Source organism: Maricaulis sp., from assembly GCF_030149425.1.
Lineage (GTDB): Bacteria > Pseudomonadota > Alphaproteobacteria > Caulobacterales > Maricaulaceae > Maricaulis.
The window spans coordinates 38475-58538 of sequence record NZ_JASBRQ010000064.1; the positions used below are offsets into that span (position 1 = coordinate 38475).

A 20064-nucleotide genomic window follows, 5' to 3' on the forward strand; every position below is an offset into this window, starting at 1 on the left:
CGCGCCATGACGCTTGAAAACCTGGTTCTGTTTGCCGGCGCGCTGGTTGTGCTCTTCCTGACCCCGGGCCCCGGCATAGCCGCGATGATCGCGCGCACGCTGGACACCGGTCCTTGGCATGCGGGCATGTACGGGGTCGGTATTCTGACGGGGGATATTTTCTGGTTCACCCTGGCGGTGACGGGATTATCGGCCCTGGCCGAGACCCTTGGGCCGTTCTGGCTCGCGGCCAAGATCATTGGTGCCAGCTATCTCGGCTGGCTCGCTTTCAAGGCCTTCTGGAGTGCCTGGACCGGGGCGCGCCCCAAACCGGTCTTCCCCACCGGCTCCAAGCGTGGCTGGGCCGCGACCTATGTCGCTGGTGTGGCCATGCCCTTGTCCAACCCGAAACCGATTGTCTTCTACCTCACCCTGCTGCCCGCTTTCGTGCCGTTGGAGATGATCACGCCCGTGAGTTATGCGGCCATGGTGGCGATCATGATCGTCCTCGCCGTGCCGGCGGCGGCGCTCTACATCATCAGTGCTCACCGGGCCCGTAACTGGCTTGAGCGTCCATCGGTCCGTCGTGGCGCCGATATTGTGACGGGACTGGTGATGGTCACAATCTCCCTTGTTCTGCTCACGCGCTGACGGCTTACTCCGCGGGCAACGGGACAACCCGGGGGACATCATGAGTTTTGGGATTTTTAATCAGGTCATCGCCGAGGCGGTGATCGTTTGAGGCAACCACTCGCGCGCGCACGTACGCGTGCGCGCGCGAGTGGCCAGAGTCAAGCGAACAGGGTACAAAACCCTATGACTGATCAGCCGAATCAAGAATATGGCGCGGATAGCATCAAGGTCCTCAAGGGCCTCGATGCGGTTCGCAAACGTCCGGGCATGTATATCGGGGATACCGATGACGGATCCGGGCTCCATCACATGGTCTATGAGGTCGTCGATAACGCCATCGACGAAGCCCTTGCAGGCCATTGTACCGCCGTCACGGTGACGCTGCATGCGGACGGATCCGCCAGTGTGCGCGATGACGGGCGCGGCATCCCGACCGACATCCACCCGGAAGAAGGCGTCTCGGCCGCCCAGGTGATCATGACGCAGCTGCATGCCGGTGGGAAGTTCGACCAGAACTCCTACAAGGTCTCCGGCGGTCTGCACGGTGTCGGCGTCTCGGTGGTGAACGCGCTGTCGGACTGGATGGACCTGACCATCTGGCGCGGCGGTCAGAAGCACTACATGCGCTTCCGCCGCGGCGAGGCAGAAGAAGATCTCAAAGTGATCGGTGATGCGGAAGGCCAGAAGGGTACGGAAGTGCGCTTCTTCCCGTCCTCTGACACCTTCTCGATGATCGAGTTCTCGCGCGACACGCTGCAGCATCGCCTGCGCGAACTGGCTTTCCTCAATTCCGGTGTCACCATCGTGCTGCGCGATGAGCGTGATGCCGAGCCGTTCGAGGAAACCATGGTCTATGAGGGCGGTGTGGCCGCTTTCGTCAGCCATCTCGACCGCACCAAAACCCCGCTCTTTACCCCGCCTGTGCTGATCCAGGGCGAGCGTGAGGGCGTGGCTGTGGAGGCGGCGCTGGAGTGGAATGACAGCTATCACGAGAATGTCCTCTGCTTCACCAACAACATCCCGCAGCGCGATGGCGGTACCCATCTGGCCGGTTTCCGTGCGGCGCTGACGCGCATCATCAACGCCTATGCAAACTCCTCAGGCCTGGCGGCCAAGGCGAAGGTTGCGATTTCTGGCGATGATGCCCGCGAGGGCCTGACCTGCGTCCTCTCGGCCAAGGTTCCCGATCCGAAATTCTCCTCCCAGACCAAGGACAAGCTGGTCTCTTCCGAGGTTCGTCCGGCGGTGGAAGGTATTATCGGTGAGGCGCTGTCGGAGTGGTTCGAAGAACACCCGAACGAAGCCAAGCAGATTGTCGGCAAGATCATCGAGGCGGCCGCCGCCCGCGAAGCGGCGCGCAAGGCGCGCGAGCTGACGCGGCGCAAATCCGCTCTCGACATCACCTCCCTGCCTGGCAAGCTGGCGGACTGCCAGGAGAAGGATCCGGCCAAGTCCGAACTGTTCATCGTTGAGGGTGACTCAGCTGGTGGCTCGGCCAAGCAGGGCCGCCACCGGGAGAACCAGGCGGTACTGCCGCTGCGCGGTAAAATCCTCAATGTCGAGCGCGCCCGTTTCGACAAGATGCTGTCGTCGGAACAGGTTGGCACGCTGATTACGGCGCTCGGGACCGGTATCGGCCGCGACCAGATCGACTATGACAAGCTGCGCTATCACAAGGTCATCATCATGACCGACGCCGACGTCGACGGCGCCCATATCCGCACGCTGTTGCTGACCTTCTTCTACCGGCAAATGCCCGAGCTGATCGAACGCGGTCACCTCTACATCGCCCAGCCGCCGCTCTACAAAATCACCAAGGGCCGGTCCGAACGCTATGTGAAGGACCAGGCCGAGATGGACGCCTATCTGATCGAGGAAGGTGTCGCGGATGCGGCGCTGACCCTGACCAATGGCGAGGTCGTCACCGGTGCTGATCTGGCTGACCGGGTTGAGCAGGCGCGGGTGGTCAAGCTTTCCGTGGACCGACTGGCAGCCCGTGCGCCGGCCTTCGCCCTGGAAGCAGCGGCCCTGGCTGGGGCTCTGGTCCCGGATCCGTCTGCGGGTTCGATTGACGGCGCGGTCGCCTTCCTCAACCGCTTCGCCGATGAGGGCGAGGATGGCTGGACCGGCGAGCTCGGCGATGACCATGGCTTGATCTTCAAGCGTGATGTTCGCGGCGTGACGGAGACCGTTGTGCTCGATGCGCATCTGCGTGAAGCGCCGGACGCCAAGCGCCTCAATGAGCGCGCCTCGGCGCTGGCCGGCGACTATGCCGGCGCGGCCGTGTTTGCTCCGAAATCGGGCACGATGGTGATCAATTCACCGTCCCAGCTCGTTGACGGCGTCACCGCATCCGGTGCCAAGGGCATGAATATGCAGCGCTATAAGGGTCTGGGCGAGATGAACCCGGATCAGCTCTGGGAGACCACGCTGGATCCCAATGTGCGCTCGCTGCTGCAGGTCTCGGTCACCCATGCCGATACGGCAGACGAGTTGTTCTCGAAACTGATGGGCGATGTGGTCGAACCCCGCCGCGATTTCATCACCGAGAACGCGCTCGAAGCCGAGGTGGATGCTTAAGCCAGCGCGTCGCGGTACTCGCTTTTGAGCGTATCGGGAATGGTGTCGACACTGTCGATAACATCGCAGAAATGCGTGCGCAGATGGGCCTTGAGGTCGTCGCCAAGCGGCAGGTCGGTAAAGCCGTCGGCGATGTCGGCATGGGCGCCACCGAGAATGGCTTCCAGCTCTTCAGCCGAGGACAGCTCGCTGACCCGGCGGGCGGCCCAGAGCCGGGCCTGGTTGAAGGGGGCGAGGAAGTGCTCTCGCTCCTTGGCCACATGTGGCGGGACCGGATCAAAACCGGCCCAGGCCTCCGCCACACCGCGCATCACCTTGTTCATTCGAGCCAGCAGGACCATGCGCTCGCGCAGTGAGACATTGGAATAGCTGTCATCCTCGGCGACGCGCTGGATCGCCGCATCCTTGGGAATGGGGGCGCCCAGAACGCGTTCATAGCGGGCCCAGAAGGCTTCCGGCTGATGCCGCATCTCGTCGGCGGACAGGAAGACGACGCGCTTGAAATGCTGGCCGTAAGTGTCACGGATATGAGCCAGGTCGAGCACGTTCTCGATCAGGGCGCGGTGTGATTGCAGGAACTCCGCCCCGGTCCCGAAACCGCCTTCCTTGATCGATTGCTCATGCGCCGACCGGATCCAGTTGACCGGGTTACGCACGACGAACAGCGCCGTCTCGGACAATTTGGCGGCGCCGGTCAGGCTGGCCGCGACGCGATGCAGGTCAGCGATCTTCGGCAGCAGCTGCGGCTGATCCATATAGGCCCAGGAAAAGCCTTCCGAGGACGCCACCATCTTGGTGCCCGGCCGAGCGCGGAGGCCGATATCGAGCCGCGGCAGTCCGGTCAGCTGTCCCTTGGCTGCGAGCTGACGCGCCGCATTGGCCGCCTGGGCCAGATTGGCCGCCGTGTACTGCTTGTCCTCGCCCCAGACGCTCTGCAGGAAGGTCGAACCGCATTTGGGCAGGCCGAAATGGATGAACTGGGCCGGATAGGCGGACATGGCAGCGCTCCTTTGATTATTTGCGCTTAGCGCGATTTCCGGGCCCGGGTCGAGGTGGCAGGTCGCATATATCTCATGCACGGATTGCACAGGTGTGCCGCGCATGGCTAAGCTCAGCTGATGATTTTACGCAGTCTCTTCGCCGCCTTGCTCGGTCTGCTGATTGGCGCTGCCGCAGCGCTATTCCTTGTGTTCGGACCGGTCGAGTTCGGCGGTGTCAAGGTCGGTCCCTGGCGGACCAATATGCATATCGGGTCTCCCGATGCGCCGGGCATTGTCCGCTCGATTATCGCCCGCCGCGGGCTTCTCGCCATGTCGCGCGAGGAGACGGTGTATTTCAGCGCCGACGCCGACAGCGAGGGCCGAGCGCTCGACGAGGCCTGTGACTACCGGGTGGTTTTCACCACCCAGCCCGACGCGCGTTGGTGGAGTTTGACGCTTTATGCCGAGGATGATTTCCTGCCGGTCAACGGGCTCGAGGCGCATTCCGTTTCGGCCCAGGATGCCGGCGATCAGCAAAGTTTTATCGTCACCGTTTCGCGCCAGCGCGCCGAAGGTTTCTGGGTCAGCCCGGAAAATGGCGGCGCCTTCAATCTGACCCTGCGGCTGTATAATCCGTCGGAGGCAATCGTCGCCGATCCGGGCGTGGCGGTGCTGCCGACTGTCGAGCGTGTGCGCTGTGGAGGTGCCTCATGATCCGCTGGCTCATCCCTGCTGCCGCCGGCCTGATCGGCCTGATCCTCGGTTTCCAGCTCATGCTCGGCGCCCTGCCTGGTTTCATCATGTCCAAGGCGATGGAACGGTTCGAGAGTCTCGGCGGTATCGCCAATGAGGAAGGCCACGCCCCGCCCATCGACGAGACGGCCCGGTCGGTGGTGCGGCCGAGCCCGGACATTCTCTATTCCGGCTGCCTGTTCGATGTCTCCAACGGCCCGATGACCGTCACCGCCCCGGCGCCGTCCGATGGCGGTTATGCCTCGGTGAGCTTTTTCGACAGTCGCACCAATAACTTCGCCGTGATCAATGACCGCGCGGTGGAGGGGGGAAGTGTGCGAATTATTCTTCGCGCAAACCCGGGTTTCGATTCACACGATGATAGTACGGGATATGACGCAGATACTGTGATTATGGCTCCGACTGATACAGGCCTGATCCTCTATCGCCGTATCTGGGCCGATCCGGGCGCGTTCGAAGAGACGGATACCGACCGCCGCCGGTTCGATTGTTCTCTGGGCTAATGTGCTGAGGTTGTGATACCTTTTCCTTGCAATGGATACGCCTCGCCACCTATCGTCGTCATCGAGTGATGCCGATATGGAGCGAAAACGGTGCGAGAAGAAGAATACCGTGAAGAGATGTACCCACTCATAAATGAGTGCCTGCAGGAATTTAATTGCCAACCAATTTTTTTCATCGGTTCAGGCTTTACGCGCCGCTACCTGGGGGCTCCTAATTGGTCTGAGTTGCTTGCGCTGTTGATCGTTCAGTGTCCATTGATTGACGGTGATATCAATTACTATCGTCAAAAGTTCGATGATGACTTCGCCGCCATCGGATCTGAGCTGATTGATCCCTATTTCGAGTGGGCGTGGGGCGAGGGTCGCGCACGTTTTCCCAACGCTCTTTTTGAAGGGCCTCAACAGCGAGATGCTTTTCTCAAACACGCGGCAGCTGAATTATTTCCAGAGGTCGTCGTTGCCGACTTGATAAATTCTTTGCCCAGAGATCTGCAGAGAGAATTGAAGACGTTCAGTGATCTCCGGCCTCACGCCATAATAACCACTAATTACGACCAATTAATCGAGACAGTTTCATCAGATTATGAGGTTTTTATTGGTCAGCAAATACTCAAAATGCAAAATGAATACATAGGTGAGATATTCAAAATACATGGATGCAAAAGCGACCCATCCTCGATCATTCTGCACAAGCAAGACTATGAATACTTCATGGAGCGGCAAAAGTATGTGATCGCGAAGCTCCTCACATATTTTCTAGAGCATCCAATATTCTTTATCGGTTATAGCGCGCAGGATGCAAACATAAAATCGATACTTCGTGATGTTGCTGAGGTGATTGAATCGAGAGATCAGCTCGTAAACAACGTCTTCCTGATCCGGTGGGTGCGCGAGCCGGATGGACATGAATTCAGCCAGAAAGAAGAACTCATCGATGTCGGCGGTGGAGGGCAAATCCGTATTAGGCTGTTCGAAACTTCCGATTTCGATTGGATTTTCAATATCCTATCGGAGCATCGCCCAATGACGGATGTGTCGCCAAAAATCCTGCGAGCTTTCATGGCCAGAGCTTATGGGATGGTTCGCACAGACCTTGCGACGCAAAAATTTGAGATTGACTATAAGTCCTTCGATGCGGCCATCGGTAACGGATCCAAGTTGCCTGCATTGTTAGGCATAGCGGCGGCCGATGCTCCCGAGAATTTCGGATTGAACTACCCGTATACCATGACGCAGGTTGGGCTACAGCTTGGTTACTCTTCATGGCACAAGGTGAACCAATACTTGGATCAAATTGAAGAGGCTCACTCCAAGGGAATTAAAACAAGCGATAATCCATTCCACGTAACTATCGCTTATGGAAAATCTAGGCCGAATAAATATAGCGACCTATTCGTAGAGCTAATTCGCCGATTCCGTGATGATGAAGACTACGAGGCATTACTAGCAGAGCATATGCCCGAATAGCTTGCGGGCCTGTCTGTCAAGAAAACGGACATTCGCCTAATCCGTCAGGTCAAAGCCGAAACGGGTACGCGCGCCGGTACACGCATTGCCCGGCATGTAGCGCCATTTCTCCAGCGCCGCGTTGATCGCTTCGGTCAGGTGGGCCGGATTGTCCGGGAGCTGGATATTGGTGACCTGGCCTTCGGCGTCGATGTCGAAGCCGGCATCGATCTCCAGTGGCAGCTCCAGGCCTTCATTCCACCGGCGCGGCAGGGCCGGGCCGACAGCCACGAGGCGGGCCGGTTCGACTTCATCGCAGCTGGGCAGCGGTGTGCCGGCGCCATCGAAAAGCGCTGTAGCAAGCAGACTCGTTATCAGCATCAGTGCGCCTCACCCCAGGTCGCCCCGGCCTTGGCGTCCACCACCAGCGGGACGCTCAGCTCCAGCGCCGGGCGGCAGGCATTCATCATCACGTCCTGGGTCAGGGCGATGAGCTGGTCGGCCTGGGCTTCGGGCACTTCGAAGACGAGTTCGTCATGCACCTGCAGCAGCATGCGGGCGTCGAGATTGGCCTTGGCGATGGCGTCGGGCATGCGGATCATGGCGCGGCGGATGACGTCGGCGGCCGAGCCCTGGATCGGGGCGTTGATGGCCTGCCGTTCCGCGAACATGCGCATGTTCGGGTTCTTGTCCTTGATCGAGGGGAAGTGGGCGCGGCGGCCGAAAATCGTCTCGACATAGCCGGTATCGGCGACCTGTTGCTTCATCGCGTCCATATAGGCGCGAATGCCCGGGAATTTTTCGAAATAAGCCTCGATGAAGTTCTTGGCTTCTTCGCGGGAGACATCGATCTGATTGGCGAGGCCAAAGGCGGAAATGCCATAGATGACGCCGAAATTGATCGCCTTGGCCTTGCGGCGGACCATCGGGTCCATGCCCTCGATCGGCGTGTCGAAAACCTCCGAGGCGGTCATGGCGTGAATATCGACGCCGTCGCGGAAGGCTTGTTTCAGGGCATCGACGCCGGCGATATGGGCGAGCAGGCGCAGTTCGACCTGGGAATAGTCGGCGGCCACGAGGACATTGCCCGGCTCGGCGATGAAGACCTCGCGGATCTTGCGGCCTTCTTCGGTGCGGATCGGGATGTTCTGCAGATTCGGCTCGGTCGAGGACAGACGACCCGTCGTGGTCGCGGCCAGCGAGAAGGACGTGTGAACGCGCCCGGTCTGGCGGTTGATGTGATCGAGCAGCGCGTCGGCATAGGTCGATTTCAGCTTGGCGAACTGGCGGTATTCCAACAGCGCCACGGGCATGGCATGGCCCTCGGCCGCGAGCTCATCGAGCACTTTGGCATCGGTCGACCAGGCCCCGGTCTTGGTTTTCTTGCCGCCGGGTAAGCCCATGTCCCCAAACAGGATTTCACCAATTTGTTTCGGTGACGCAACATTGAATTCGCGCCCGGCCGCCTCGTGGGCGGCGGCTTCGGCGGCCGCCATTTTTTGCGCGAAGTCCGAAGAGAGACGATGCAGCTGATCCGGGTCGACCTTGATGCCGGCGCGCTCCATGTCCGACAGCACGGCCGGCATGGGGCGTTCCAGGGTCTCGTAGACGGTCGCCTTCTTGCGCCCGACCATGGCCGGTTTGAGGATCTCCCACAGGCGCAGGGTCACATCGGCGTCTTCGGCGGCATAAAGCGTCGCCTTGTCGAGCGGTACCTTGTCGAAGGTGATCTGGGATTTGCCGGTGCCGCAGATCTCCTTGAAGGGGATGCATTGATGGCCGAGATGCTTTTCCGCCAGTGCATCCATGCCGTGCTTTTCCAGCCCGGCCGCGATGACATACGACAGGAGCATGGTGTCGTCATAAGGCGCGACATCAATGCCATAGCGTGACAGCACGCCGAGATCATATTTGAAGTTCTGGCCGATCTTGAGAATGGCCGGGTCTTCCAGCATCGGTTTCAGTGCCGCCAGCGCCGTGTCCATGTCGAGCTGGTCCGGGGCCGCGCCGGTATCGAACATGTCGCCGGAGCCTTCAGGATCGATATGGGCGAGCGGGATATAGCAGGCCTCGCCGGGCGCAGTGGCCAGGGAAATCCCGACCAGGCCGGAGGCGGTGGCGGAGAGCGCATCGGTCTCGGTATCAACCGCAACATGGCCGACCTCGCCGGCGCGCGCGATCCAGCGCTCCAGGTCCGCCATCTCGGTGACGCACTCATATTTGGAGCGATCGATGGGTGCCGTGGCATCGCCGCTTTCATCCGCCGCCGGGGCGCCGAGCGCCTCTTCGACCTTGCGGGTAAAGGTGCGAAATTCCATCTCTTTCAGGAAGCCGACCAGGGTCTCCGGATCCGGTTCGGAGAGGCCGAATTCGGCCATGTCATCGGTGACCGGCGTATCGACCTTGAGCGTCACCAGATCGCGCGAAATGCGGGCATCATCGGCGTGGTTGAGCAGTTTTTCGCGCCGGCCCTTCTGCTTGATCTCCTCGGCCCGGGCCAGGAGCGTGTCGAGATCGCCGTATTCATTGATCAGGAGCGCCGCCGTCTTCACACCAATGCCCGGCACACCGGGCACATTGTCGACGCTGTCGCCGGCGAGCGACTGGATATCGATCACCTTGTCCGGTCCGACCCCGAACTTCTCCATCACTTCGGGCGCCTGGATGCGCTTGTTCTTCATCGCGTCGAACATGGAGACGCGGTCAGAGACCAGCTGCATCAGATCCTTGTCCGAAGACACGATGGTGACGTCCGCACCCTTGGCCTCAGCCATGCGGGCATAGGTGGCGATGATATCGTCCGCCTCGTAATTCTCCATCTCGATGCACGGCGTGCCGAACGCACGGGTGGCGTCGCGGATGATGGAGAATTGCGGCACCAGATCTTCCGGCGCCGGCGGGCGATGCGCCTTGTATTGCGGGTAGAGATCATTGCGGAAGGACTTGCCGGAATGATCGAAAATCACCGCCAGGTGCGAAGGCTGGTCCTCACCCTTGAGGTCCTCCAGGAGCTTCCACAGCATGTTGCAGAAGCCCTGCACCGCCCCGACCGGCGTCCCGTCTGACCGGGTCAGCGGCGGCAGCGCATGATAGGCCCGGAAAATATAGCCCGACCCGTCGATCAGATAGACATGAGAGTTTTCGTCGACCGGTCGATTGATGGCCATAAGGAGGCTCCCCGCAGAAGTGAGTCGCGACACTAACGCGGGTGCGCCGCGGGGTTAATGGGGGAGGTGTGTCTGGTGGTGAGGACGGCCCCAATTTGTCATCCCGGACGTAGGCCCGGGCTTGCCTGCCCTCGCGCAAGCGGGGGACCCGGGCGAAGATCCGGGACCCAGCCTGGCGCGTCGAGGTCGCTGATCAGCAAGGGCGTTCTTACCCAGCAATTCCTCAATTTGTCATCCCGGACGCAGGCCCGGACTTGATCCGGGCGAAGATCCGGGACCCAGCCTGCCGCATCGAGGTCCCTGATCTGCGCCCCGCTTGCGCGGGGCCTTCGTCAGGGATGACAAAAGAGGGGTTTGTTCATCCGAAGAACACCGGCGCCAGCAGCACACCGATGACGCTGATCACCGCGATGGCAGCCAGGTTTATGCGGAAACCGGTCTTGATCATCTGTACCTGGGTCACCGCGCCGGAGGCATAGACGATGGCATTGGGGGCCGTGGCGACCGGCAGCATGAACGCCGTCGAGGCGGCAATCGCGACCGGCACGACGAGATGTTCCGGCGGAACGCCGGCATTGACCGCGAGCACGCCAAGCACCGGCAGAAAGGCGGTGGTGGTGGCGACGTTGGAAGTCACCTCGGTGAGGAACACGACGACGGCGACCATGGCCAAGACCAGGAGCGGGGTTGGCCAGGTTTCCAGGAAGCTCATCTGACCGCCGAGCCAGTTGGCCAGGCCGGTCGAGGACAGGGCTGCGGCGAGCGAGAGGCCGCCACCGAACAGGATGATGACATTCCAGGGCAGGCGCGACACGCCCTGCCAGTCCATCAGGGCCCGGCCCTGGCCTTCCGGGCCGCCGGCGGGAATGAGGAAGGCCAGCAGCGCGCCCATGACGGCGATCTGGGTATTGCCCAGCGCCAGGGTGACGGGCAGGTCGAGCTGGGTGGAAAGCCAGGCCAGGAGCGGGTTCCAGCCCCAGTCCATGCCGGGTTGGCCGATCAGTTCACCGGGCAGGACCCGGCCCATCCACAAAATGGCGACGGTACCGAACAGCAGGGCAACGCGGACTTCCGGGGCCGTCATCGGGCCGAGCTTCTTGATTTCCGCCTGCAGGTGCTCGCGCGCGGCGGCGCTCTCACCGCCGGACTTCAGCTTGAACACCCATTTGGTGATGATCAGCCAGGCGATGGGGATAATGACGATGACGACGGGCAGGCCGATGGCCATCCATTGCGCAAAATCGATCGAACGGCCGAACTCGTTTTCCAAGTAACCGATGCCGATGAGATTGGTCGGCGTACCCACCGGGGTGGCCATGCCGCCGATCGAGGCGGCGTAGGCGACGGCGAGGGCCAGCGCCGTGGCAAAACCGGCGGAGGTCGCGCCTTCGCGGTCGACCTCCTCGGCCACTTTCAGCGCGATCGGGATCATCATCAGCGTCGTCGCCGTGTTGGAGATCCACATCGACAGCAAGGCCGAGGCGACCATGAAACCGCCCACGAGCGCGGCCGGTCGCGAGCCGAATATCTTCACCACATTGAGGGCGATACGGGCGTGCAAATTCCACTTTTCAATCGCCAGGGCGACGATGAAGCCGCCCAGCAAAAGCATGACGATCGGGCTGGCATAGGGCGCCGTGGCAGCGCCTGTCGAGGTGATGCCCAGCAGCGGAAACAGGGCGATCGGGACCAGTGCCGTGGCGGCAATCGGCAGAGCTTCGGTGGCCCACCAGCTCGCCATCATCAGGCCGAGCGAGGCCAGCAGCCAGGCTTCAGCAGACAGTCCTTCCGGGCGCGGCAGGAGTTGCAATCCGACCGCGAGCACCAGGCCAAGGATCAAGCCGATCCGCTGACTGAGCGTGCCTGTCACAATAATCCGGGTTTAGGCGTTCGGATCTTCGCTGGAACCGGCGCGCACAAAGCGGCGGTCGCAATAGGGACATTCCACGAAATCACCCTCGCCCATTTCCAGGAAAACCTTCGGATGACCCAGCGCACCACCACCGCCATCGCAGGCAATACGGTGTTGATCGGTGGCAATGATTTCCGACGGCGGAATGGATTTGGCAGCTTCAGCCATGGACAAGCCCTCATGGACAGGACGAAAAGAGGACCCTAACTATGGCGCCAACCCCGTGCCCGTCAATCGCGAGCCGTCATGTCCGACACATCGAAACTGCCTGATTACGCCCTTGAAGCCATCGATCTGCGCAAGACCTACGCCGGATCGGCTAAGGCGCCGCCGAAAGAAGCCCTCAAGGGGATCGATCTGAAAATCCCGCGCGGCTCGATTTTCGGGCTGCTGGGGCCCAATGGTGCGGGCAAGTCGACCTTCATCAATGTCTTTGCCGGGCTGGTGAAGAAGACCTCCGGTACCGTGAGGACCTGGGGCATTGATATCGACAAGGACAGCCGCGCCGCGCGCGCCGCGATCGGCATCGTTCCCCAGGAAATCAATATGGACGTGTTCTTCACGCCCTATGAGACGCTGGAGCTGATCGCCGGCTTCTACGGCGTGCCCAAGGCGGAGCGGCGGACCGAGGAATTGCTCGAGGCCGTTGGCCTGACCGACAAGCGTGACGCCTATGTGCGCCAGCTCTCCGGCGGCATGAAGCGCCGCCTCCTGGTGGCCAAGGCCATGGTGCATGCCCCGCCCGTCCTGGTCCTCGACGAGCCGACGGCCGGTGTCGATATCGAGCTGCGCCGTCAGCTCTGGGATTATGTGCGTGAGCTGCATGCCCGCGGCACCACGATCGTGCTGACCACGCACTATCTGGAAGAGGCCCAGGAGCTGTGCGACCAGATTGCCATTGTTGATCAGGGCCAGGTTGTTGCCTGCGAGCCCAAGGAGCAACTCCTCAAGCGCATGGACAAGAAGACGCTGGTGATCGAGCCGGTTGATGCGCTTGCAGCAGTGCCGGGCGAGCTCAGCGAATTCGATGCCGAGATCCGCGAAGACGGGGCGCTGGCCATCACCTATCGCTATGGCCAGCAATCTGTGGCCGAGATGATTGAGAAATTCCGCGCCTCAGGCGGTCGTATCGATGATCTGCGCACCGAGGAGCCGGACCTGGAAGATGTCTTCCTAGCGCTCACCTATAATCGTCAAGACTGACACAGGCCCGGCCATATCAGAAGCGGGACAGAAAACCTTTCAATCCCGTAATCTTTGCCTGAATTCGGGCACAGTTGGTCGCCATTCTTCGCCTGCCCTTAAAGGGCAGACGCTAGATGGGAGGTAAGATCATGATGTTGGCAATTCGACGCTTTTTTGCACTGGCAGTGGCCGTGCCGATCTTTCTCGCCCTGACCTGGTTCTTTGGCATCTATGCCCAGCCGCAAGGCGCGACCGGGGCCGGCTTCGCCTTCACCCTGATCGCCATCAGCGCGGTATTCTCGATCATCGTCTATGCCTGGTTGATGCGCCCGGGCCCGAAAGTCCGCTTCCGCAATAAAGGCGTGGAAGGCTTCGACAAGGATTGGGGCATGGGGCTGACCGGTTATGGCGCCAAGCAGAGCGGCAAGCGCCGCCGGGACGACGACCCCGACCCCGACGCCTTGGGCGGGCGCCGCGGTGCCGGCGACGGCGATGGTGATACCGACGGGCTCTACTAGGCGGGTGCGTCCGCTGGGGCGACAAAACCCTCCCAGCTGCTCATATAATCGATAAAGGCCGGGCCCAGGCCTTCGGCGGCCAGATGCTCGCGCGTGACCGGAAGCGCGGCCGGCTCGAAACCGGCGTCGGCCTGCATTTGCCGCGGGAAGTCGTGGTGCAGGATGCCGCTGCGGCCGAGCACGACGAAGTCGAGTCCGCCATCAAGGGCGCGGCGGACATCGGCCGCCGTCGAGATCTTGCCGGCTGAACCGAGGCGGACATGACCGCGTTGCAACGAGGTGAAGTGCTCGAGCAGCGGCTTGTTCTTGAAGTCTTCCTCCTCGGGAGTCTTGAACGTGTCCCAGAGCGACAGGTCGAGATAATCAATGGCCTTATCGGCAAACAGCCGCTCAACGATCTCGATAACCTCGCCCAGCCGCATGCCGAACCGCTCCGGTGAAAGCCGCACACCGAGGCTGAAGTCCGGTCCGCATTCCGCCCGCACGCGCTCGATCAGGTCGAACAAGATGCGGCTACGGTTTTCCAGCGAGCCGCCATACTTGTCATCGCGCTGATTGATTTTCGGGCTGATGAACTGGCCCAGGATATAGCCATGCGCGCCGTGCAGTTCGACACCATGAAAACCGGCCTGTTCCGCCCGTTTTGCCGCGGCGACGAAATCATCCTTGAGCGCGTCCACCTCGTCCGTGCTCAGGCCCTTGGCGCCGTACTTTTCCTGGTCCGAGGGGCATTCCGGCGGCCCGTCGATAAATTCCGCCGGTGTGCGCATGCCGGCATGGTGCAATTGCACGATGGAGTGGGCGCCGGCCGCGTTGAGGGCCGAGGCCATGCGCGTCAGGCCCTCGATATGGTGATCGCCCCAGATGCCGAGCTGGCCGGGAAAGCCGATCCCGCGTTCGCGTACATGGCTGGCGCAGGTCGACACGGCACCAAACCCGCCCTCGGCACGCTTGGTCAGCCAGGTAAATTCATCATCGCTGAGCGTGCCGTCCTTGTGGCTTTGCAGATTGGTCAGCGGTGCCAGCATGAAGCGGTTGGACCAGTCCGGCCCGTGGGCCAGGGACAGCGGCGAAAAGGGATCGGTCATAAGGGCTCCGGCGATCAGGCGTGGAATAATTCGGTCGACACCTTGGCAAACCCGCCCCGCCGACGTCCAGCATCAGGCGCTGCGCAGCTGCGCCAGAGCCGCAAATCCGCCGCCCGCCGCGATTGCACCCGCCCCCCGCATCAGGTAACAGTCCCCCTTCAACGCACCTATAGCTCAGCTGGATAGAGCGCTGCCCTCCGAAGGCAGAGGTCTCAGGTTCGAATCCTGATAGGTGCGCCACTTTCTTGATCTCACGCTTGTTCGCTCCGCGAACCGCTCCGATTGGGCGGCCTGGCCGGCCGACGCGCCGTCGCGCTTGCGAACCTTGCAGGTTCGAACTGGCACCTGTGAGGCGTGCCACTTTCTTGATCTCACGCTTCTTTGTTGCATGTGCAAGCCGAGCGGCTACCCCGTGGCGTTTACGGCATTATCGCGAATAAAATTCAATAAAATCATATGGTTCACCGATTGGATAAAATTGTTCCTATCGCTTAAACCAGAGATCAATTCCGTTTTCGTAATATCCTACTACAGACAAGACGACCCCCGGGGAAACGGGGGCGGTGGGCCAATAAGAGCCTCAATAAGAAAACGGGAGGAAAAGCGATGAAGATGAATTCCTGGGTCAAAGCCTTTGCCCTGAGCGGGCTGATGATGTCCGGTCTGGCTGGTGCGCCGGCGCTGGCGGTGCAGGACGCGCCGCAGCGTGAGGCGGTGCGTGTGTCCGCGCCGGATTATCCGCGGAGTGCGGAGCGCCGCGGTCTCGAAGGCTATGTTGTGATTGCCTATGATATCGACGAGAGCGGCGATGTGGTTGATGCCACGGTCGCGGAAGCGCAGCCGGAAGGCGTGTTTGACCGGGCTGCCCTGCGGGCGGTGAATTCCTGGCGCTTTGCCGAAGCGGCAGCGGTCACTACCGGTCACCAGACGCGGTTGAATTTCGCTCTGCAGGACTGATCTGAACAGCTCACAGGCGGGTTCGCGCGGGTGCAGGCCGCGCGCCTCTCGCCTATTGCGCGAACGCAGCTAGAATGGGCTCAGGCCCACTCTAGATGCGAGCATGTTCATGACCGAGATCAATCCCGACGCGCCGATCCTGGTGACCGGCGCGACCGGCTATCTGGCGGGTGTCATCATCCAGCAATTGCTGGACAAGGGACACACTGTGCATGCCGCCGTGCGCGATCCGTCGAAGACGGACAAGCTGCAGTATCTCAATGCGATTGCCGACGCGTCCGACGGTTCGATCCGGTATTTCAAGGCCGATCTGACCACGTCCGGCGCCTATAGCGAGGGCATGGCCGGGTGCGAACTGGTCATTCACACCGCCTCGCCTTTCACCCTGGCGGTCGATGATCCGCAAAAGACCTGGTTGACCCGGCGGTGGACGGCACCGCCAACGTGCTCTCCAGCGCCAATGAAACCGACAGCGTCAAACGCGTCGTGCTGACCTCCAGCTGTGCGGCGATTTATGGTGACAATGCCGACATCGCGTCCATGCCGGACAAGAAGCTGACCGAGGCGGTCTGGAACACGTCCTCCTCGCTCAAGCACAATCCCTATTCGCTGTCGAAGACACTGGCGGAAAAGAAGGCCTGGGACATGGCCGGGGAGCAGCAGCGCTGGGATCTGGTGACGATCAATCCGTCCTTCATTCTCGGTCCCGGTATCAACCCCAATCTGACCGGGGAGAGCTATTCCACCATCATCCAGTTCGGTGACGGGACGATGGCCGCGGGCGTGCCGGATTTCCGCATCGGTGTCGTTGATGTGCGCGATGTTGCTGCGGCGCACATCCTGGCCGGCTTCACACCCGCCGCTCAGGGCCGGCATATCCTGTCAGGCCACGATACCGGCTTCCCTGAGATGTCGAGTATCCTGCGCGAGAAATTCGGCGACAGTTTCGGTTTCGGCAAATCCATCCTGCCGAAATTCCTCGTCTGGCTGGTCGGGCCGATGCTCAATCCGGGCCTGACGCGCAAGACGGTGAGCCGCAATGTCGGCATCGCTTTCATTGCCGACCATTCCAAAAGTGTCCGCGAACTGGGCGTGAGCTACCGGCCGCTGGAGGAGACGATGATCGATTTCTTCCAGCACCTGGTGGAGAACGGGCGAGTGAAGCCCAAAAGTTGATCCGTCAGGCCAGGCACCAGATTCCGGTGCAGACGCCGAAAAAGAGCTGCATGGCCAGGTCCATCAGCCCGGTCACGATCAGCAGGGGCAGGCCGATATAGGCAAATACCAGCCAGATCGCCGTCACGGTGATGCGCGGTTCGGTGATCTTGTGACCCATGACGGTCTCCGCCTTGCGGCCGAAGGGAAGGGACGGCATGCGATTGTGCTCCCGGCAGGCTCGTGAATAGTGAGTATCAAAGCTGATTCGAGCCTGCGAGGCGAAATGCGTCTCTCCTTCGAGATAGATCGTGCAACCTGGGATGCCGAGCTGCGGCGCCATCCGGCAGCCCTGCAGCAGGATTGGAGTTATGGCGAGGCGCTGGCCGAGCTGGGCGCGGATGTGCGCCGGGTGGCCCTTGAGGATGATCAGGGACGGCTGGCACTGGCGCAGATCACGGTGCGCCGCTTGGCTGGCTTATGGACCTTGGCGGTCTGCACTCGTGGCCCGGTTTGGCTGCGCCCGCTTGATCCGGCGGCGAAGGGACAGACGCTCAAACTGCTCAAACGCGGGCTTGGTCTGGCCTGGCCGCATGTGACCCTGGCGACACCGGATGACGAGACGCGCCCCAAGGGGCTGTCGCGGGTCATGACGGGCTATTCCACCGTACTCCTGGATCTGAAACAGGATCTCACCGATTTGCGGGCCGGGTTCGAGGGCAAGTGGCGCAACCGGCTCAACGCCGCGGAGAAATCCGGGCTGAAGACGGCTCAGAACAGCGTAAAGCTGGCGCAATATCGCTGGCTTCTGCAGACCGAGGAAGGTCAGCGCGAAGAGCGCGGCTACAAAGCGACACCGGCAGCGCTCGTGCCCGCCTTCCAGACCGCAACGGGTGAGCGTGACAGCCTTCTGATCCTGCGCGCCGACCAGGGGCGCGAGAAGATCGCCGCCATGATGTTCCTGATCCATGGCTGCGCCGCGACCTATCATATCGGCTGGAACAGCGAGACCGGCCGCAAGCTCGGGGCGCATAACCTCCTGCTCTTCCAGGCCTTGGAGGAGCTCAAGGCGCGCGGTGTGGTGCAGCTCGATCTGGGCGGGGTCAACACCACGCAGGGGGCCGGGCTGGCCCGTTTCAAGATTGGCACGGGCGGCCGTGTTATCACCTATTGCGGGACGTATTTTTGACGGGGGACTTCATGACACGCTGGATCATCATGCTGGCGGCGACGCTGGGCCTCATGGCCTGCGAAGCGCCGACCAATAATGGCGAGAATTCCGCGGATATCATCACCATATATGGAGCCATCGCGACGGTGGACCGGGGTCCTATGGACCCGCAGACGGAGCCGCTCTTCAACACGTTCGGGATCGAGTTTGATGCCGCGTGCGTCATCAATACCGCGGCTCTATTGACCCTGGAACAACACACTATCCGGGCCGATTTTCCAGCCGGTGCGTCTGTGCGCAACTTCTCCGGTCCGCTTCTGCGTGATGTCATGGCGATTGCCGTGCCGACCGGGCAGACGCTGGTGGTCACGTCGGTCGATGGCTATCAGCGCGAGATCGACCTGCAGCGCATCTATGATCACGATGTGATCCTGGCCGTGCGCATGGATGGCGACCCGCTACCCATGGGAGGTTTCGGGCCGGCCATGCTGGTCTGGCCGCGCCGGACGGATCCGGCGCTGACCGGTATGAGCGATGACGACTGGTCCTGGGGCGTCATCGCCATCGAGGTGCGCGAGGCCTAGTCGACCCGGGCGTTCGGCATGATGCGGCCATCGCCCGTGTGTAATTCCATGATGCCGAAACCGTCTTCGCCCTCGACAAAAACGAGGCGGTAGTTCTCATCGTCCTCGAACATGAAACGGTCATTGCCGAGCGCGATGAGGGCAATCGGGCTGGCGCCTTCGCGCACATAGTGCAGCCGGCCGTCTTCCATGAAGGTGTCACGGACACCCCAATCGCCGACATAGCGGCGCAATTGCCGGTTGGAGAGCTCGACCGGGTTGCGCTGGGCCTGCAGTGCCTCCGTTGCCCAGTTCAGGCTTCGCGTGACTTCCGGGTCTTCGCTGGACTCCGAGATTTCATTGTACAGGTGCAGCTGCGCCTCGATCAGGGCGTCATCGGCCTCGACGGCAATATCCGGCGTAACCCCTGTGCCTTCCCAGTTGGTGCCGGTGACCGGATTGCGCGCCGAACCGGTCGAAATGAAGACGGCAAAGCCTTCTTCGACCAGGAAAGTGCCGCCGGGATTGCCCGCGCCATAGGTGGTTTCGCCAATAATGGTGGCCCGTTCCATCGCCTGCAGGTGATAGGGGAAGGCCTCGCCGGCGGATCCGGTGCGGCCGCTGGTCAGGACCGCCATGGGCACATGGGGGCGGTGGCCGACCGGGTGACTGGGCAGCGACCACATCTGGTTCGGGTATTCATAATCGCGCGAGACGAAAGTGTTGATCAGCACATCACCGCCCTGTGGCAGGAAATGGCTGGTCAGGAATTGCACCATGGACGGGTCGCCGCCGACATTCTGGCGCATGTCGAAAATCACACCATCGGTATTGGCGATGAAGCTGAGTGCCGCGCTTGCCGTGTCCAGCGCCGGGGCGATGGGAGCAAACTGGTTAAGCTTGATATAGCCGATATTGCCGGGAAGGATGGCAACCTCGGCGAAACCGAAATTCTGCCGTGCCAGCGGCGCCCAGCGCTCGCGCATTTCCTCTTCCGAAGGCGGGTTGGCGTCACGCTCTGCCTGTCTGGCCATTGCCTGAGCAACCCGTTCGGCGCCGACGAAGCGAACGCTGAAGTGATTGTCCTCCTCGCCCAGGGCCTGACCGATGGCCGAAGCGAAGGCTTCCGCGCTGTCTTCCCGATAAGCGCCGGACGCATAGGCGGTGCGCAGATCATCGGCAATCTGGGTCGCGCGTTCGGCGTCGAAGAATTCGTCGGCAATGATCGTGGCGAGGCTTTCAACGGCGCTGTCGCGCGTTTCCGGCGCCAGCGGAGTCTGTGCCATGGCTGGGAGCGCCACAAAGGCGGCGCCCAGTGCGGCGGCAAAAGGTTTCAGCATTTCATGTCCCTCTGTGTTCCGAAGGGCTCTTAGTCGTCTATCCGGGCACCCGCGTTCAAGTGAATAAGCGGATAGACCGGGGACAGAAAATTGTAAGCACGCGTTCAGGTTGGAAGCGGTGAAAACTGTCACGA

General features: G+C 61.5%; 18 protein-coding genes, 1 tRNA gene and 1 pseudogene. 12 read left to right on the forward strand and 8 right to left on the reverse strand.

Annotation, left to right across the window (positions count from 1 at the left end; genetic code table 11):
- Nucleotides 1-6: 6 nt before the first annotated feature.
- Together Q1V57_RS11205 and gyrB are read left to right on the forward strand one after the other, a co-directional pair.
- Complete coding sequence (locus tag Q1V57_RS11205) at nucleotides 7-630, forward strand: LysE family translocator (protein ID WP_300530686.1); 624 nt, start codon at nucleotides 7-9, stop codon at nucleotides 628-630.
- Nucleotides 631-795: 165 nt separating this feature from the next.
- Nucleotides 796-3192 (forward strand): DNA topoisomerase (ATP-hydrolyzing) subunit B, encoded by a 2397-nt coding sequence (gene gyrB, locus Q1V57_RS11210; protein WP_300530689.1) that lies wholly within the window; start codon nucleotides 796-798, stop codon nucleotides 3190-3192.
- Here gyrB and Q1V57_RS11215 read toward each other — a convergent pair.
- Complete coding sequence (locus Q1V57_RS11215) at nucleotides 3189-4190, reverse strand: hypothetical protein (protein ID WP_300530691.1); 1002 nt, start codon at nucleotides 4188-4190, stop codon at nucleotides 3189-3191. The genes gyrB and Q1V57_RS11215 overlap by 4 nt on opposite strands.
- A gap of 120 nt (nucleotides 4191-4310) precedes the next feature.
- Between Q1V57_RS11215 and Q1V57_RS11220 the strand changes: the two genes are divergently transcribed.
- The 3 genes from Q1V57_RS11220 (at nucleotide 4311) to Q1V57_RS11230 (ending at nucleotide 6895) form a co-directional block, all read left to right on the forward strand.
- A complete protein-coding gene (locus Q1V57_RS11220) occupies nucleotides 4311-4886 on the forward strand; it encodes a DUF1214 domain-containing protein (RefSeq protein WP_300530694.1) in 576 nt (191 codons plus the stop codon).
- Complete coding sequence (locus Q1V57_RS11225) at nucleotides 4883-5428, forward strand: DUF1254 domain-containing protein (protein ID WP_300530697.1); 546 nt, start codon at nucleotides 4883-4885, stop codon at nucleotides 5426-5428. The genes Q1V57_RS11220 and Q1V57_RS11225 overlap by 4 nt, the downstream gene beginning before the upstream one ends.
- Nucleotides 5429-5518: 90 nt before the next feature.
- On the forward strand, nucleotides 5519-6895 hold the full coding sequence (locus Q1V57_RS11230) for an SIR2 family protein (RefSeq protein ID WP_300530700.1): 1377 nt from the start codon (nucleotides 5519-5521) through the stop codon (nucleotides 6893-6895).
- Nucleotides 6896-6931: 36 nt separating this feature from the next.
- On the opposite strand, the gene Q1V57_RS11235 is transcribed toward Q1V57_RS11230, so the two are convergent.
- The 4 genes from Q1V57_RS11235 to Q1V57_RS11250 form a co-directional block, all read right to left on the reverse strand.
- A complete protein-coding gene (locus Q1V57_RS11235; protein ID WP_300530703.1) occupies nucleotides 6932-7255 on the reverse strand; it encodes a hypothetical protein in 324 nt (107 codons plus the stop codon).
- Entirely contained in the window at nucleotides 7255-10041 is a 2787-nt protein-coding gene (gene polA / locus Q1V57_RS11240; RefSeq protein ID WP_300530705.1) for a DNA polymerase I, read from the reverse strand. Before polA ends, Q1V57_RS11235 begins: the two co-directional genes overlap by 1 nt.
- Nucleotides 10042-10399: 358 nt before the next feature.
- Nucleotides 10400-11881 carry an SLC13 family permease gene (locus tag Q1V57_RS11245; RefSeq protein ID WP_300530707.1) on the reverse strand — a complete coding sequence of 494 codons (1482 nt, stop codon included), beginning with the start codon at nucleotides 11879-11881 and terminating at the stop codon, nucleotides 10400-10402.
- Nucleotides 11882-11923: 42 nt separating this feature from the next.
- Nucleotides 11924-12121, reverse strand: coding sequence for a zinc-finger domain-containing protein (locus Q1V57_RS11250; protein ID WP_300530709.1), 198 nt, complete (start codon nucleotides 12119-12121; stop codon nucleotides 11924-11926).
- 78 nt (nucleotides 12122-12199) lie between these two features.
- On the opposite strand from Q1V57_RS11250, the gene Q1V57_RS11255 reads away from it, so the two are divergent.
- Nucleotides 12200-13156 (forward strand): ABC transporter ATP-binding protein, encoded by a 957-nt coding sequence (locus Q1V57_RS11255; RefSeq protein ID WP_300530712.1) that lies wholly within the window; start codon nucleotides 12200-12202, stop codon nucleotides 13154-13156.
- Between the two features lie 131 nt (nucleotides 13157-13287).
- Entirely contained in the window at nucleotides 13288-13656 is a 369-nt protein-coding gene (locus Q1V57_RS11260) for a hypothetical protein (RefSeq protein WP_300530714.1), read from the forward strand.
- Here the strand turns inward: Q1V57_RS11260 and Q1V57_RS11265 are convergent.
- Complete coding sequence (locus tag Q1V57_RS11265; RefSeq protein WP_300530717.1) at nucleotides 13653-14744, reverse strand: NADH:flavin oxidoreductase; 1092 nt, start codon at nucleotides 14742-14744, stop codon at nucleotides 13653-13655. The genes Q1V57_RS11260 and Q1V57_RS11265 overlap by 4 nt on opposite strands.
- A gap of 163 nt (nucleotides 14745-14907) precedes the next feature.
- On the opposite strand from Q1V57_RS11265, the gene Q1V57_RS11270 reads away from it, so the two are divergent.
- The 3 genes and pseudogenes from Q1V57_RS11270 to Q1V57_RS11285 all read left to right on the forward strand — a co-directional run bounded on the left by Q1V57_RS11270 (nucleotide 14908) and on the right by Q1V57_RS11285 (nucleotide 16877).
- A tRNA-Arg gene (locus tag Q1V57_RS11270) sits at nucleotides 14908-14984 on the forward strand.
- A 366-nt stretch (nucleotides 14985-15350) separates the two neighbouring features.
- The gene (locus tag Q1V57_RS11275; RefSeq protein ID WP_300530720.1) at nucleotides 15351-15701 is read left to right on the forward strand and encodes an energy transducer TonB; all 351 of its coding nucleotides are present in this window, start codon (nucleotides 15351-15353) and stop codon (nucleotides 15699-15701) included.
- A gap of 109 nt (nucleotides 15702-15810) precedes the next feature.
- A pseudogene (locus Q1V57_RS11285) lies at nucleotides 15811-16877 on the forward strand (NAD-dependent epimerase/dehydratase family protein).
- A gap of 4 nt (nucleotides 16878-16881) precedes the next feature.
- On the opposite strand, the gene Q1V57_RS11290 reads toward Q1V57_RS11285, so the two are convergent.
- Entirely contained in the window at nucleotides 16882-17076 is a 195-nt protein-coding gene (locus Q1V57_RS11290) for a hypothetical protein (RefSeq protein ID WP_300530728.1), read from the reverse strand.
- Between the two features lie 30 nt (nucleotides 17077-17106).
- Between Q1V57_RS11290 and Q1V57_RS11295 the strand changes: the two genes are divergently transcribed.
- Nucleotides 17107-18045 (forward strand): peptidoglycan bridge formation glycyltransferase FemA/FemB family protein, encoded by a 939-nt coding sequence (locus Q1V57_RS11295; protein WP_300530731.1) that lies wholly within the window; start codon nucleotides 17107-17109, stop codon nucleotides 18043-18045.
- 11 nt (nucleotides 18046-18056) lie between these two features.
- Nucleotides 18057-18611 (forward strand): molybdopterin-dependent oxidoreductase, encoded by a 555-nt coding sequence (locus tag Q1V57_RS11300; RefSeq protein ID WP_300530734.1) that lies wholly within the window; start codon nucleotides 18057-18059, stop codon nucleotides 18609-18611.
- On the opposite strand, the gene Q1V57_RS11305 is transcribed toward Q1V57_RS11300, so the two are convergent.
- A complete protein-coding gene (locus Q1V57_RS11305; RefSeq protein ID WP_300530737.1) occupies nucleotides 18608-19930 on the reverse strand; it encodes a S41 family peptidase in 1323 nt (440 codons plus the stop codon). The two genes, Q1V57_RS11300 and Q1V57_RS11305, sit on opposite strands and share 4 nt — an antisense overlap.
- Between the last annotated feature and the right edge of the window lie 134 nt (nucleotides 19931-20064).

What these genes read in the sequence shown, in the direction of transcription:
- Q1V57_RS11205 (WP_300530686.1), top strand. Translation starts at nt 7, where the DNA reads ATGACGCTTGAAAACCTGGTTCTGTTTGCCGGCGCGCTGGTTGTGCTC.
- gyrB (WP_300530689.1), top strand. Translation starts at nt 796, where the DNA reads ATGACTGATCAGCCGAATCAAGAATATGGCGCGGATAGCATCAAGGTC.
- Q1V57_RS11215 (WP_300530691.1), bottom strand. Translation starts at nt 4,190, where the DNA reads ATGTCCGCCTATCCGGCCCAGTTCATCCATTTCGGCCTGCCCAAATGC.
- Q1V57_RS11220 (WP_300530694.1), top strand. Translation starts at nt 4,311, where the DNA reads ATGATTTTACGCAGTCTCTTCGCCGCCTTGCTCGGTCTGCTGATTGGC.
- Q1V57_RS11225 (WP_300530697.1), top strand. Translation starts at nt 4,883, where the DNA reads ATGATCCGCTGGCTCATCCCTGCTGCCGCCGGCCTGATCGGCCTGATC.
- Q1V57_RS11235 (WP_300530703.1), bottom strand. Translation starts at nt 7,255, where the DNA reads ATGCTGATAACGAGTCTGCTTGCTACAGCGCTTTTCGATGGCGCCGGC.
- polA (WP_300530705.1), bottom strand. Translation starts at nt 10,041, where the DNA reads ATGGCCATCAATCGACCGGTCGACGAAAACTCTCATGTCTATCTGATC.
- Q1V57_RS11250 (WP_300530709.1), bottom strand. Translation starts at nt 12,121, where the DNA reads ATGGCTGAAGCTGCCAAATCCATTCCGCCGTCGGAAATCATTGCCACC.
- Q1V57_RS11255 (WP_300530712.1), top strand. Translation starts at nt 12,200, where the DNA reads ATGTCCGACACATCGAAACTGCCTGATTACGCCCTTGAAGCCATCGAT.
- Q1V57_RS11260 (WP_300530714.1), top strand. Translation starts at nt 13,288, where the DNA reads ATGATGTTGGCAATTCGACGCTTTTTTGCACTGGCAGTGGCCGTGCCG.
- Q1V57_RS11265 (WP_300530717.1), bottom strand. Translation starts at nt 14,744, where the DNA reads ATGACCGATCCCTTTTCGCCGCTGTCCCTGGCCCACGGGCCGGACTGG.
- Q1V57_RS11275 (WP_300530720.1), top strand. Translation starts at nt 15,351, where the DNA reads ATGAAGATGAATTCCTGGGTCAAAGCCTTTGCCCTGAGCGGGCTGATG.
- Q1V57_RS11290 (WP_300530728.1), bottom strand. Translation starts at nt 17,076, where the DNA reads ATGCCGTCCCTTCCCTTCGGCCGCAAGGCGGAGACCGTCATGGGTCAC.
- Q1V57_RS11300 (WP_300530734.1), top strand. Translation starts at nt 18,057, where the DNA reads ATGACACGCTGGATCATCATGCTGGCGGCGACGCTGGGCCTCATGGCC.
- Q1V57_RS11305 (WP_300530737.1), bottom strand. Translation starts at nt 19,930, where the DNA reads ATGCTGAAACCTTTTGCCGCCGCACTGGGCGCCGCCTTTGTGGCGCTC.